The following is a 12,321-nucleotide window of genomic DNA, read 5'->3' on the forward strand; positions in this document are numbered from 1 at the left end:
GGCTCGGAGCGGAACGGGCTTGCCTTCCCTTGCTGCCCTTGGCACTCCTCGGGGTAATGAGAGTTTCCCTGATCGCGCTCGTAGTCGCACTGGCTCCCATGCCGCTTGCCGCGAAGGACGTCCCGCCCCGGAACACCGGCTGGGCCTTCGAACGCAGCGACATTCCGGTCGATCCGGCGTTCCGCTTCGGCCGCCTGCCCAACGGCATGCGCTACGTCATCCGCCACAATGCGACACCCGCCGGGACTGCCATGGTCCGCCTCAACGTGGAGGCGGGATCGCTTGACGAAGCCCCTGCGGAACAGGGGTTCGCGCATTTCGTCGAGCACATGGCCTTCAACGGTTCCAGCCGTGTACCCGAAGGGCAGATGATCCCCCTGCTCGAACGGGAAGGGCTGGCCTTCGGCGCTGACACCAATGCATCCACCAGCTTCGATCGCACGGTCTACAAGCTTGACCTGCCGCGCAGCGATCCTGCGCTGCTCGACACTGCGCTGATGCTGATGCGCGAAACTGCCGGGAACCTCACCATCTCGCAGCAGGCGGTGGAACGTGAACGCGGCGTCATCTTCGCCGAAATGCGCGATCGCAATACCTGGGCCCTGCGCAACGCGATCGACACCACGCAGTTCTTCTACCCCGGATCGCTATACGCACAACGCTTCCCGATCGGCACCACGGCATCGCTGAACGGCGCCACCGCCGCCTCGCTGCGCGCATTCTACGAGCGGGAATACGTGCCCGCCCACGTTACCCTTGTCATCGTTGGCGATTTCGATGTCGACGCGGTGGAAGCGGGCATCGTGCGCCATTTCAACGACTGGACGGCAAAGCCGGTGCAGCCCCAGCCTTCTCCCGGCCCGATCAAGGCGAAGGACAAGGGGCGCACGTCGGCCTACATCGATCCGGCCCTTTCAGAGCGTGTGACGGTGCAGCGCAACGGCGCCTATCAGGATGAGCCGGATTCGATAGCCCAGCGGCGCGAAACGCTGCTGCGCTCTATCGGTTACGACATCGTCAACCGCCGCCTGCAGCGCCTTGCCCGCAGCGCCGAACCGCCGTTCCGCGGGGCCGGGTTCGGCACCGGCGACGTATTCGAGACTGCCCGTTCCACCCGCATCATCATCGACACCGTCGACGGCAAGTGGCGCGCCGGTCTGGAAGCGGCCGGGATCGAGTATCGCCGCGCCCTTGCCTACGGCTTTTCCGCAGCCGAAGTGGCCGAACAGGTCGCGCAAGTGCGCACCGGCATCGTCAATGCCGCCGCCGCCGAGACCACGCGCAGCAATGCGGTGCTCACCCAGCTTGCGCTCTCGCTTGTCGATGACGAGATGGTGCCCTCCACCCCGCAATCGGGCCTGCAGCGCTTCGAAGCCTTTGCGCCGCAGATCACCCCCGATGCCGTGCTTGCCGCGCTCAAGCGAGAGGCGCTGGCGCTCGACGATCCGCTGATCCGCTTTCAGGGCCGCAAGGCACCCGAGGGCGGGGAAAGCGCCCTGCGCGACGCGTGGCGCAACGTGATGCGCGCGAAGATCGAGAAAGAAGCAGCCGCCGATACCGCGCAGTTCGCCTATACCGAATTCGGCCCCGCCGGTCAGGTCGTGTCGGATATCCGCCGCGAAGACCTGGGCATTCGTGAAGTCCGCTTCGCCAACGGCGTGATGCTGAACTTGCGCAAGACCGATCTGGAGAAGGACCGCGTCCGCGTAAGCCTTGCCATCGACGGCGGCGACCGGCTCAACACGCGCGAGAACCCGCACGCGACGCAGCTGGTGCCCAATCTGGACGATGGCGGCCTTGGCAAGCACAGCCGCGACGCGCTCGACACGATCCTTGCCGGCCGCAGCGTCGGTCTTGGCCTGTCCAGCGGCACTACAAGTTTCGATTCGCGGGTGACGACGACGCCGCGCGATCTTGAAATCCAGCTCCAGCTGCTTGCCGCCCTCATCACCGATCCCGGCTATCGGCCCGAAGGCGAAGTGCGCTACCGGCAGGCAATCAACAACTACTTCGCCCAGCTGGACGCCACTCCCGCCTCCGCCCTTGGCGCGCGCCTTGGGGGTATTCTTAGCGATAACGATCCGCGCTTCAGTCTTGGCGACGTGGAGGACTACCGCCACCTGTCCTACGCGCGGCTCAAGACCGACATGGGGGACCGGCTGACCAGGGGCGCTGTCGAGATCGCCCTTGTCGGCGACATCGACGAAGACGCGGCGATCGCGCTGGTCGCCCGCACTTTCGGCGCCCTGCCCCCGCGCGAGCCTGCATTCCGCGGCTTGTCCGGCCAGCCTCCCCGAACGTTCACGCAGGACCGGAAGCCCCGGATCGTGCGCCATACCGGGCCTGCCGATCAGGCGCTGCTGCGCATCACATGGCCCACCCGCGATGATGCCGATCCGGTCGAAACGCTGGAGCTCGAACTGCTCGAACGGGTGATGCGCGTCGAACTGACCGACCAGCTGCGCGAGGCGCTGGGCAAGACCTATTCGCCATCGGCATCCAGCCAGCTGTCGCATGACTGGAAGGGCTACGGTATCTTCTCGGTCAATGCTTCGGTGGACGTGGCCGAAGTTCCCGCCACGCGCGCGGCGATACGACAGGTCGTGAACGAATTGCGCGCCGCCCCGGTCAGCGCCGACATCCTCCAGCGTGCGCGGCAGCCGCTGGTCGAAGGTCTGTCGAACGCGCTCAAGAACAACGCGGGCTGGATGGCGCTTGTCGAACATGCGCAGACCCGGCCCGATCGCATAGACCGCTTCCAGAAAGCGCGCGAACGGCTGCTGGCCCTTACCCCGGCGGACATGCAGGCCATGGCGAAACGCTATCTTGCGCCCGAGGCCGGGCTTGAGGTGCTGGCACTGCCAAGGGACGTGGCCGAACCGAAATAGACCGGATCGCCCGCCATCCGCATCAACGCGCGTGGTTCGGCCGCGTTTGCTGGCCGGTACGCTCCGCCCAGTCGACGATGAGATCGTCGTAAAGCGACTGGTCGATCAGGTCGTACTTCTCGGGGAAGTTGCGGAAGGCATCCATTGCGCTGGCGACAGAGCCCATCTCCATCAGTTCGCGCGCCATCTTCAGGTGGTTCACCGCCGCCGAGACCCAGCCCCAGCCGGTCGATAGCGTAAAGCGCGTATCCGGCAGGTTGAAGCCCAGGGTGCAAACCGGGATCGGCATATGCGGGATGACTTCGGCCTGCTGTTCGGGCGGAGCGCTGGCGAAGACCACCGCGTCCGCCCCCGCCTCTGCATAAGCGCGGCCGCGCCGGATAGCCTCATCCACCGATCCCGTCCCGCCACCGCCATTGGCACTGGTGTAGAGTTCATCGCAGCGCGCAATGATGACAAGGCCCGAATCGCCCCGTGCCTTCACCCCTGCTTCGATCCGGCACTGCATCTCCTCGATTGAGCACAGCCCGTTCACGTGCTTGGAATGCTTGGGATTCACCTCATCCTCGACGTGGTATCCGGCGATCCCTGCCGCCACGTACATCTTGGTGAAGCGGTACGCATCGGCCACCGTCTCGCCCAGCGTATCGGCGTCTGCGATCAGAGGGATGTCCATGGCCTGCGCGATGCGACCCGCCTGTTCGATCTGCTCGATCTGGCTGAAGATGCCATTGTCCGGCACGGCATAGTGAAACGCCGAACAGGCATGACCGCCAAGGTAGGCGGCCTTGAACCCTACCTGCTGCACGATCCGTCCTGTAAGCGCACTGTAAGCCTCGGCGGCCACGAAATGCTCACCATTTTCGATCAGCGCGCGCAGCTTTTCACCCGGTGTCGGCATCTTCGGCTCTCCCTCTCTTGAAGGAAGGGCTCGCACGAAGCTGCCGGGCGGGCAAGCGCGTCAGGCGGGTATCGGCCCTGCGTTGTTACCGATCTTCTCCAGCACAGGCACGAGCTGGTCGAAATGATCGATCACCGCCGCCGCGCCAAGGTCGGCCGGGGGCATGTCGTTGAAGCCGAAGCTGACCGCGATGCAGGGAAGCCCCGCCGCAGCAGCCGCGCGGGTGTCATACGTGGTATCGCCGACATAGGCGGCGCGGCCCTCCCCGCCCCGCTCCAGCATCAGGTGCAGCAGGTCGGGGCGCGGCTTCGCACGGCCGGGCCCCAGCGTATCGCCGCCGATCACCGTGTAGAACCGATGCGACAGGCCCAGTTCGGCGAAGATCTTCTTCGCGAACCGTTCCAGCTTGTTGGTCACCACCGCAATCTTCACGCCACGTGCCGCAAGCGCGTCCAGCATCTGCGCGCCGCCCGGAAACAGGCACGTTTCGACCGCAATGTTTGCCTCATAGAAGGCGAGCAGCGCATCATGCAGTTCCTCGAACCGCGCGTCGTCCACCGGGCCGCCCGTCGCCACCAGCGCATTGGCAAGCATCTTGCGCGCGCCGCCGCCCACGAACCCGCGCACTTCCTCACGCGGGACGGCGCGCCGCCCCTCAATTGCAAGCGCATGGTTCACCGCATGGCCAAGGTCGCCAAGACTGTCGAGAAGGGTTCCGTCGAGGTCGAAACCGACGATCTGAAAAGGAAAGCTGGTCATTGCGGCAAGGTTTGCAGGCTCGGGATGGAAACCGCAACAATTTGCTGGCAGGAGTGCACCCATGACTTCTGCCAGCCCCGCCCCCGCCGTGCCTCTCGCCCCCGCCGCGCCTCTCGCCCCCCTCGCGCCTCTCGCCATCGTCGTCCTCGCCGCCGGCAAGGGCACCCGGATGAAAAGCGATCTGCATAAGGTGCTCCACCCCGTTGCCGGACGCCCGATGCTGGAACACCTGCTGGCCAGCGCAGCGCAGCTTGCGCCGCAGCGGCAGGTCGTGGTCGCCGGGCACGGGCGTGAACAGCTGGAAAAAGCGCTTGGAAGCCGTGCCACGATTGCGGTGCAGGAACCGCAGCTGGGCACCGGCCATGCCGTACAGCAGGCAGAGAGCGCACTGGCGGGCTTCGAAGGCGACGTGCTGATCCTTTACGGCGACGTGCCCTTCGTCCGCGAAGAGACGATGCGCGCCATGATCGCGCGCCTGCACGCACCCGATGCCCCGGCGGTCGTCGTGCTCGGCTTCCAGCCTGAAGACCCGCTGCAGTACGGCCGCGTGCTTGCCCACGATGACGGGCGCATCGCGATGATGGTCGAATACAAGGACGCGACAGAGGAACAGCGCGCCTGTACCTTGTGCAATTCCGGCCTGATGGCGGTAAAGTCCGCCGACCTGTTCGACCTGCTCTCCAAGGTCGGCAACGAGAACGCACAGGGCGAATACTATCTGGTCGATATCGTCAATATCGCCACTCTTGAAGGTCGGGCCTGCGCGGTGATCGTCACCGACGATGCAGACGAAGTGGGCGGCATCAACAGCCGCGGCGAACTTGCCGAGGCGGAAGGCCGCTGGCAGGCAAAGCGTCGGGTCCAGGCCATGGCCGACGGCGCCACGCTGATTGCACCGGAAACGGTGTTCTTCGCGTGGGATACCGTGCTTGGCCGCGACGTCACGGTGGAACCCAACGTGGTGTTCGGCCCCGGCGTCACCGTTGCCGACAACGTGGTGATCCACGCCTTCTCGCATCTTGAAGGCGCGACACTGGAAAGCGGCGTTGCCATCGGGCCTTACGCGCGCCTGCGTCCGGGCGCAGTGCTCAAGGCGGGATCGAAGGTCGGCAACTTCGTGGAAATGAAGAACACCGTGCTGGGCGAAGGCGCCAAGGCGAACCACCTCACCTACCTTGGCGATGCAGAGGTGGGTGCGAATGCCAACATCGGCGCAGGCACGATTACCTGCAATTACGACGGCTATTTCAAGCACAAGACCGTGATCGGCGCGCGGGCCTTCGTCGGCTCCAACAGCGCGTTGGTGGCTCCTGTGAAGATCGGCGCAGACGCTATCGTCGCGGCCGGTAGCGCCGTAACCCGTGATGTGGCGGACGGCGAACTGCGCCTTGTACGTGGGGAACAGCTGGTCAAGCCCGGCTGGGCCGACCGTTTCCACGATGCAATGAAGAAGAAGAAAGCCGAACTTAAGGGCTGAGCGCGAACGCGCGCCTCATCCCGGCAGTGGCGGGGATGAAGCGCGATCGCTCAGGAACCTATCGCCTTGCGGCGCGCGATGTTGCCCAGTTCGGCCTTGGCGATCTCGCTCTTGGGATCGTACTGCAGCGATTGATCGTAGAGCTTTTCCGCTTCGTCGTACTGGCCCATCGCAGCCTTGGTAAAGCCCATGCCCCGCAGCGCCCGCGCCGCAACGCGGGCGTCCTTGCCAGCGGTGTCCTTATCGACGACCGACCATGCCTGCGCGAACAGCGCATAGCTTTGCTGCCAGTCGCGGCGGGACTTGAACAGTTCGGCATATTCGTTGGCGAAGTGGGCATTTTCCGGCGCCATCTGCGAAGCCTGCCGCAGTTCACCCTCGGCAAGATCGCCGCGCCCCAGATCGATCAGCGCAAAGCCCTTGCCGAAATGCGCCTCGCACAGCGCCGGATCGACTTCGACGGTGGACGCAGAGGCCGCTCCGCCATCGCGGCACAGGCGCGGGCGCATATCGCCCGCAAGGCGCTGGTCGGCATCGGCAATCACCTTGTCAAACAGCTTCACCGCCTGCGCCTGCTTGCCCTGACGCAGAAGGCTGTAACCCTGCTGGACGTGAGCGGCGGCATCGAAGCGCGTATCCGTAAGCCGCGCTGCAGGCTGGAAAGCCGTGGCGACAAGGTGGGCCTGCTGCGCGGGTTCGGCATGAGCCGCCCCAGTAAAGGCTATCAGCGAAACCAGAACAGAAGACGCAATACGAGCGTTCATCGGCGTTTTCCTCTCCCCAAAACACCAATACCGCGCCGGTCTATGCCGAGCCCTTTTTATCCGGGCCAAATCGTCAGATAGTGTTCGTCGAAAGGCAGAGAATATCCGACCGATGCGGTTTGACAAGTCATCTTGGCGAAATCAAATCGTCGTTCATCGCACAAGGGCGCGATCACGCGTCCTTTAACCGGAGATTCACGATGGCCAACAGTCCCTGGAGCCATACGCGCAGTTCATCGCTTTCCGACGACGTCGACTTCGAGATCAAGGGCCAGGAACTGCAGTTCGTGGAAATCGAACTCGATCCCGGCGAAAGCGCGGTCGCAGAAGCGGGTGCGATGGTCTGGAAAGATGCATCCATCGATATGACAACCGTGTTCGGTGATGGTTCGGCCGATCAGGGCGGCGGCTTCATGGGCAAGCTGTTGGGCGCGGGCAAGCGGCTTGTCACCGGGGAAAGCCTGTTCACCACCGTCTTCACGCACCGCGGTTCCGGAAAGGCGCGCGTATCCTTCGCAGCGCCGGTGCCGGGAGCGATCCTGCCGATCAAGCTGGATGAAGTGGGCGGGCGGCTGATCTGCCAGAAGGACGCCTTCCTGTGCGCCGCACGCGGCGTGTCGATCGGCATCCACTTCCAGCAGCGCATCATGACCGGCCTGTTCGGTGGCGAAGGCTTCATCATGCAGAAGCTGGAAGGCGACGGCTGGGTCTTCGTGCAGATGGGCGGCACCGTGATCGAACGCGAACTGCGCCATGGCGAGGAACTGCACGTCGATACCGGCTGCGTCGCCGCATTCCAGCCCAGTGTTGAGTTCGACGTGGTAAGAGCAGGCTCCGTCAAATCTATGATTTTCGGTGGAGAAGGCGTATTCTTTGCCCGCCTGCGCGGCCCCGGCAAGGTCTGGATCCAGTCACTGCCGTTCTCGCGCCTGGCCGGGCGGATGCTGGCGGCGGCAGGCTCTAGCGGTGGGCAGAGCCGAGGCGAAGGCTCGCTGCTCGGCTCGTTCGGAAACCTTATCGACGGCGATTGATGACGCCGTTGTAATGTCCGGGACAGCCCCCCGTCATCGACCAAGGGGCATGGTTCGGACATGATCCACAGAGCCTGCGCCTTGCCGATGATATCACGATATGATATCGCGATATCATGACCCGCATTCTCGCAGACCTGCCCGATGAGGATATCCGCTGGCTCGACGCGCGCGCTGCCGAACTCGGCAAGTCGCGCGCGTCGGTGCTGCGCGACGCGGTTTCGACTTACAAGACGCAGGCTCAGCCGGCTAGCGGCAAGGACTGGCTCGATCAGGCTTTCGGCATCTGGAAGGACCGTCAGGACGTCACCGATCCCGTCGACTGGCAGCGGCGGGAGCGGGCTTCCTGGACCCGTCCATGGGATGACGATTACGAGGAAGTGAAAGCCGAATTCCCCGACCTTTTCGATGAACAGGACGATCGCGAACGCGCACATTATCTCGCCCAGTCGGGCAGAAAGCCGTCCGCAGGATGAGCGGATACTCGTTCGACAGCAATATCCTGATCGATGCATTGAACGGATTTTCACCCGCACATGCAGAGATTGCGCGCGTGGACCGTCCTAGCATCAGTAGGCTGGTATGGACTGAGGTTCTTTCCAAAGAAGCCGGTGCAACCCTCAAAAACATAGAGATATTCCTGTCCGGCTTCATGATCGAGGAGGTGGATGCGGAGATCGCACGCCATGCCGCGGCGCTGCGACGGGAGCGCCCCAGACTGAAATTGCCCGACGCAATCATCCTCGCTTCGGCGCAAGTTCGACAGCGCATTCTGGTTACACGAAATACCAAGGATTTCCCGGCAAACATGCCGGGCATCCGCGTACCCTACTCTCTCTAGACCAAGGCATTTTCTTCATGTGTGGCATCATCGGCATCGTCGGCAAGGAAGACGTGGCGGACAGGCTGGTCGACGGCCTGCGCCGGATGGAATATCGCGGTTACGACAGCGCGGGCGTCTGCACGCTGCATGAGGGGCAACTCGTGCGCCGCCGTGCCGAGGGCAAGCTGATGAACCTTGTCAAGGAACTGGCACGCGATCCGGCGCCGGGCCTGACCGGCATCGCTCATACCCGCTGGGCCACGCACGGCGCACCGACCGCCGCCAACGCCCACCCCCATGCCACTGCCGAACTCGCGCTCGTCCACAACGGCATCATCGAGAACTTCAAGCCCCTGCGCGAAGCCCTGGAATCGCGCGGCCGCACGTTCGAAAGCCAGACCGACACCGAAGTGGTCGCGCATCTCGTGTCGGAACAGGTCGAAGCGGGGGCGGCGCCGGAAGACGCGGTCAAGGCCGTGCTGCCCCAACTGCGCGGCGCCTTTGCGCTTGCCATCGCCTTCCGCCGTTTCCCGGACATGCTGATCGGCGCCCGCCTCGGCTCGCCGCTGGTCGTGGGATACGGGGACGGTGAAACCTACCTTGGTTCCGACGCACTGGCGCTGGCCCCGCTGACGCAGAAGATCACTTACCTGGAGGAAGGCGACTGGGTGGTCATCACTCGCGAAGGCGCCGCGATCTACGACGCCGCCAACAACCGGGTTGAGCGCGAAGTCGTCACCTCGGGCGCGTCTGCCGTGGCGATCGAAAAGGGCAATTTCCGCCACTTCATGCAGAAGGAGATCTTCGAGCAACCCACCGTCGTCGCCCAGACGCTGCGCAGCTATCTGCGCCAGGTCGACCAGTCGGTAGCGCTGCCGCAGATCGATTTCGACCTTGGCGCCGTCAAGCGCATCACCATCGTCGCCTGCGGCACCAGCTTCTACGCAGGCATGGTGGCGAAGTACTGGATCGAGACGTTCGCCCGCGTCCCCGTAGATATCGACGTTGCGTCGGAGTTCCGTTACCGCGACCCGGTGCTGGAAGACGGTGGCCTTGCGCTGTTCATCTCTCAGTCGGGGGAAACGGCAGACACCCTTGCCGCGCTCAAGCACTGCAAGGCGGCCGGCCAGACAATCGCCGTCGTCGTCAATGTGCCGACCAGCACCATGGCGCGCGAAGCCGATCTGCTGCTGCCGACCCATGCCGGACCGGAAATCGGCGTCGCATCGACCAAGGCCTTCACCTGCCAGCTGGCGGTGCTGGCCGCCCTCGCTGCGCATCTTGCGGTCAAGCGCGGGCGCATGGACCGTGCGGAAGAGGCCGAAGTCGTCCAGCACCTGCTGGCCACGCCCGCCAGTCTCAACGCCGCGCTGGATCATGACGAGGAAATCGCGGCCATGGCGCACCTCATCGCCCCTGCCCGCGACGTGCTTTACCTCGGCCGTGGACCGGACTATCCGCTGGCCCTTGAAGGCGCATTGAAACTCAAGGAAATCAGCTACATCCACGCCGAAGGTTATGCTTCGGGTGAAATGAAGCACGGCCCCATCGCGCTGATCGACGAGGCCGTGCCGGTGATCGTCCTGGCTCCGTCCGGCCCGCTGTTCGAAAAGACCGTCAGCAACATGCAGGAGGTCCGCGCGCGCGGCGGCAAGGTCGTGCTGATCTCCGACGCGCAAGGCATTGCCGAAGCGGGCGAAGGCTGCATCGCCACGATCGAGATGCCGCGCGTCCACCCGCTGATCGCACCGCTGGTCTATGCGGTCCCGGTGCAGCTCCTTGCCTATCACGTCGCCTGCGTGAAGGGCACCGACGTCGATCAGCCCCGCAACCTTGCCAAGAGCGTCACGGTAGAGTGACGCTCATCACATGGACGGCGCGTATCCGCCGTTGAGCGGATACGTCTGCCCGGTGATCCACTCCGCCGCGTCAGAACACAGGAACGTCACCAGGCCGGCCACGTCGGCCGACTTGCCATAGCGGCGGATGGTGTAGCGGGCCATCTGCGCCTTGGCGTGATCGCTCTGCATGACCTGGGCGAGCTTTTCCTCGTCCATGTCCGGCATGAGCGACGACAGCGAGACGGCGTTGCTTGTCACGTTGAAGCGGCCCAATTCCTTGGCGATCGAGCGCACGAAGCCCTGCGCCCCCGCCTTGGCAGAGGCATAGACCGCCAGCTTGGGTTCTCCCACGCGGCCGGAATCGGATACGATGGTGACGATACGCCCCTTCCTGGCCGCCACCATGTTGGGAATGAATGCGAAGCAGGCGTTGTACACGCCGTAAAGGTTGGTGCGCAGGTAGCGATCCCAGGCCGAGGGCTCTTCTTCCCAGAAGTTCAGCGTTGGGCGCAGAGAGCCGCCCGGACCGGCCATCCCTGCATTGTTGACGAGGATGGTCGCCGCGCCAAGCTTGTCCCTGATCGCGGCATCGGCGGCGCGGATCGCGTCAAGGTCGCCCACGTCGAACGGCACCGCCAGCGCGGGCACGCCCGTAGCGCGGATTTCCTCGGCCACTGCCTCTGCCCGTTCGGGGACGAAATCGTTCACTGCGATACCGCCCGCGTTATGTCGCGCCAGTTCCAGTGCGATGCCGCGCCCTGCGTTCTGCCCGGCCCCGGTGACCACCGCCACCTGCCCGCCAAGGTCGAGTAGATCGTGCTCGCTCATTCATCCTGCTCCCATGTTGATTACGCTTTAGATAGTATATACTATCTTTTTCAGCGAGTCCGTCTGCGTCGGCCGTTTCGCCGATCATCCCGGCGATCCCCCGCGCCATCGGGATGCAGTGAATAAGGTGCGCCCCCGCTTGCCAAGAGCGGGGCGGCGGCGATGCCTCGAATATCGCGGCGACGCTGCCGGTTGTACGGCACGGAGAGGGAGGAAGTATGTTCGAGGAGTTCGATCTGACCGGCCGCGTGGCGATTGTCACCGGCGGAGGCACAGGTATCGGCCGGGCCACGGCTCTGCTGCTGGCAAGGCGGGGGGCCGATATCGCAGTGGCAGGCCGGAAGCCCGCGCCGCTCGATGCGGTGGTGGCTGAAATCAAGGCGCTCGGGCGAAAGGCACTGGCGGTGGAGGCTGACGTGCGCGAACTTTCGTCCGCGCAGGCCATGGTCGAAACGGCAGCGGCGCATTTCGGAAGGCTGGACATTCTGGTCAACAACGCGGGCGGCGCGCACGGGCATGTCGGCATCGCGAAGATGGACCCCGCCAAGTGGGACCGTGACATCGCGCTCAACCTCAATTCTGCAATGTATGCATCGCAGGCCGCATTCCCCCATCTGCGCAAGGCGAAGGGCTCCATCGTCAACGTGTCCTCGGTCGCCGGGATGCACGGGACGCAAGGCGTGGCGGCTTATTCGGCGGCCAAGGCGGGAGTACAGATGTTCACCCGCGTCGCGGCGGCCGAATGGGGCCCAGTGGGCGTGCGTGTCAACGCCGTTGCCCCCGGCATGACGGCAACCGAAAACGCCCGCGCCGGTTGGGAGAAAACCGGCTTTGACGCGGACAGCGCCGCCAATGTTTTCCCCCTACGTAGATACGGCCTGCCCGAAGACGTGGCGCAACTCGTGGCCTTTCTCGTCAGCGATGCAGCAAGCTACATCACCGGCGAGGCCATCGCCGTTGCAGGCGGGCCGGTTCTGGGCGGCATGGTCAGGATCGACGATTGAGCTAG

Annotated in this window: 11 protein-coding genes; 7 read left to right on the forward strand and 4 right to left on the reverse strand. The window is 64.5% G+C overall.

What is annotated here, in order from left to right:
• The first annotated feature begins 56 nt into the window (after positions 1-56).
• Positions 57-2,888 carry a M16 family metallopeptidase gene (locus tag A8V01_RS05725; protein ID WP_103094971.1) on the forward strand — a complete coding sequence of 944 codons (2,832 nt, stop codon included), beginning with the start codon at positions 57-59 and terminating at the stop codon, positions 2,886-2,888.
• Positions 2,889-2,910: 22 nt separating this feature from the next.
• Here the strand turns inward: A8V01_RS05725 and A8V01_RS05730 are convergent, their stop codons facing one another.
• Positions 2,911-3,789 carry an isocitrate lyase/PEP mutase family protein gene (locus tag A8V01_RS05730; protein WP_103094972.1) on the reverse strand — a complete coding sequence of 293 codons (879 nt, stop codon included), beginning with the start codon at positions 3,787-3,789 and terminating at the stop codon, positions 2,911-2,913.
• A 60-nt stretch (positions 3,790-3,849) separates the two neighbouring features.
• Complete coding sequence (locus tag A8V01_RS05735; protein WP_103094973.1) at positions 3,850-4,548, reverse strand: HAD-IA family hydrolase; 699 nt, start codon at positions 4,546-4,548, stop codon at positions 3,850-3,852.
• 61 nt (positions 4,549-4,609) lie between these two features.
• Between A8V01_RS05735 and glmU the strand changes: the two genes are divergently transcribed.
• Positions 4,610-6,025, forward strand: coding sequence for a bifunctional UDP-N-acetylglucosamine diphosphorylase/glucosamine-1-phosphate N-acetyltransferase GlmU (glmU, locus tag A8V01_RS05740; RefSeq protein ID WP_103094974.1), 1,416 nt, complete (start codon positions 4,610-4,612; stop codon positions 6,023-6,025).
• Between the two features lie 50 nt (positions 6,026-6,075).
• Here glmU and A8V01_RS05745 read toward each other — a convergent pair whose 3' ends face one another.
• A complete protein-coding gene (locus A8V01_RS05745) occupies positions 6,076-6,789 on the reverse strand; it encodes a tetratricopeptide repeat protein (RefSeq protein ID WP_103094975.1) in 714 nt (237 codons plus the stop codon).
• Positions 6,790-6,989: 200 nt separating this feature from the next.
• On the opposite strand from A8V01_RS05745, the gene A8V01_RS05750 reads away from it, so the two are divergent.
• The 4 genes from A8V01_RS05750 (at position 6,990) to glmS (ending at position 10,502) form a co-directional block, all read left to right on the forward strand.
• Entirely contained in the window at positions 6,990-7,820 is an 831-nt protein-coding gene (locus A8V01_RS05750; protein WP_103094976.1) for a TIGR00266 family protein, read from the forward strand.
• A gap of 116 nt (positions 7,821-7,936) precedes the next feature.
• On the forward strand, positions 7,937-8,296 hold the full coding sequence (locus A8V01_RS05755; protein ID WP_103094977.1) for a ribbon-helix-helix protein, CopG family: 360 nt from the start codon (positions 7,937-7,939) through the stop codon (positions 8,294-8,296).
• Positions 8,293-8,661 carry a type II toxin-antitoxin system VapC family toxin gene (locus A8V01_RS05760; RefSeq protein WP_103094978.1) on the forward strand — a complete coding sequence of 123 codons (369 nt, stop codon included), beginning with the start codon at positions 8,293-8,295 and terminating at the stop codon, positions 8,659-8,661. The genes A8V01_RS05755 and A8V01_RS05760 overlap by 4 nt, the downstream gene beginning before the upstream one ends.
• A 17-nt stretch (positions 8,662-8,678) precedes the next feature.
• The gene (gene glmS / locus A8V01_RS05765) at positions 8,679-10,502 is read left to right on the forward strand and encodes a glutamine--fructose-6-phosphate transaminase (isomerizing) (RefSeq protein WP_103094979.1); all 1,824 of its coding nucleotides are present in this window, start codon (positions 8,679-8,681) and stop codon (positions 10,500-10,502) included.
• Between the two features lie 6 nt (positions 10,503-10,508).
• On the opposite strand, the gene A8V01_RS05770 is transcribed toward glmS, so the two are convergent.
• The gene (locus tag A8V01_RS05770) at positions 10,509-11,312 is read right to left on the reverse strand and encodes an SDR family NAD(P)-dependent oxidoreductase (protein WP_103094980.1); all 804 of its coding nucleotides are present in this window, start codon (positions 11,310-11,312) and stop codon (positions 10,509-10,511) included.
• A gap of 218 nt (positions 11,313-11,530) precedes the next feature.
• Here A8V01_RS05770 and A8V01_RS05775 point away from each other — a divergent pair, with 218 nt between their 5' ends.
• Entirely contained in the window at positions 11,531-12,316 is a 786-nt protein-coding gene (locus A8V01_RS05775; RefSeq protein WP_103094981.1) for an SDR family NAD(P)-dependent oxidoreductase, read from the forward strand.
• Positions 12,317-12,321: the final 5 nt, after the last annotated feature.

Origin of the sequence: Novosphingobium guangzhouense, from assembly GCF_002896965.1 — a bacterium.
GTDB classification, from domain to species: domain Bacteria; phylum Pseudomonadota; class Alphaproteobacteria; order Sphingomonadales; family Sphingomonadaceae; genus Novosphingobium; species Novosphingobium guangzhouense.

Bases quoted from the DNA above. Each gene is read 5' to 3' on its own strand.
- A8V01_RS05770 (WP_103094980.1), bottom strand. From the start codon at position 11,312: ATGAGCGAGCACGATCTACTCGACCTTGGCGGGCAGGTGGCGGTGGTC.
- A8V01_RS05760 (WP_103094978.1), top strand. From the start codon at position 8,293: ATGAGCGGATACTCGTTCGACAGCAATATCCTGATCGATGCATTGAAC.
- A8V01_RS05775 (WP_103094981.1), top strand. From the start codon at position 11,531: ATGTTCGAGGAGTTCGATCTGACCGGCCGCGTGGCGATTGTCACCGGC.
- A8V01_RS05755 (WP_103094977.1), top strand. From the start codon at position 7,937: ATGACCCGCATTCTCGCAGACCTGCCCGATGAGGATATCCGCTGGCTC.
- A8V01_RS05745 (WP_103094975.1), bottom strand. From the start codon at position 6,789: ATGAACGCTCGTATTGCGTCTTCTGTTCTGGTTTCGCTGATAGCCTTT.
- A8V01_RS05735 (WP_103094973.1), bottom strand. From the start codon at position 4,548: ATGACCAGCTTTCCTTTTCAGATCGTCGGTTTCGACCTCGACGGAACC.
- glmS (WP_103094979.1), top strand. From the start codon at position 8,679: ATGTGTGGCATCATCGGCATCGTCGGCAAGGAAGACGTGGCGGACAGG.
- A8V01_RS05725 (WP_103094971.1), top strand. From the start codon at position 57: ATGAGAGTTTCCCTGATCGCGCTCGTAGTCGCACTGGCTCCCATGCCG.
- A8V01_RS05730 (WP_103094972.1), bottom strand. From the start codon at position 3,789: ATGCCGACACCGGGTGAAAAGCTGCGCGCGCTGATCGAAAATGGTGAG.
- A8V01_RS05750 (WP_103094976.1), top strand. From the start codon at position 6,990: ATGGCCAACAGTCCCTGGAGCCATACGCGCAGTTCATCGCTTTCCGAC.
- glmU (WP_103094974.1), top strand. From the start codon at position 4,610: ATGACTTCTGCCAGCCCCGCCCCCGCCGTGCCTCTCGCCCCCGCCGCG.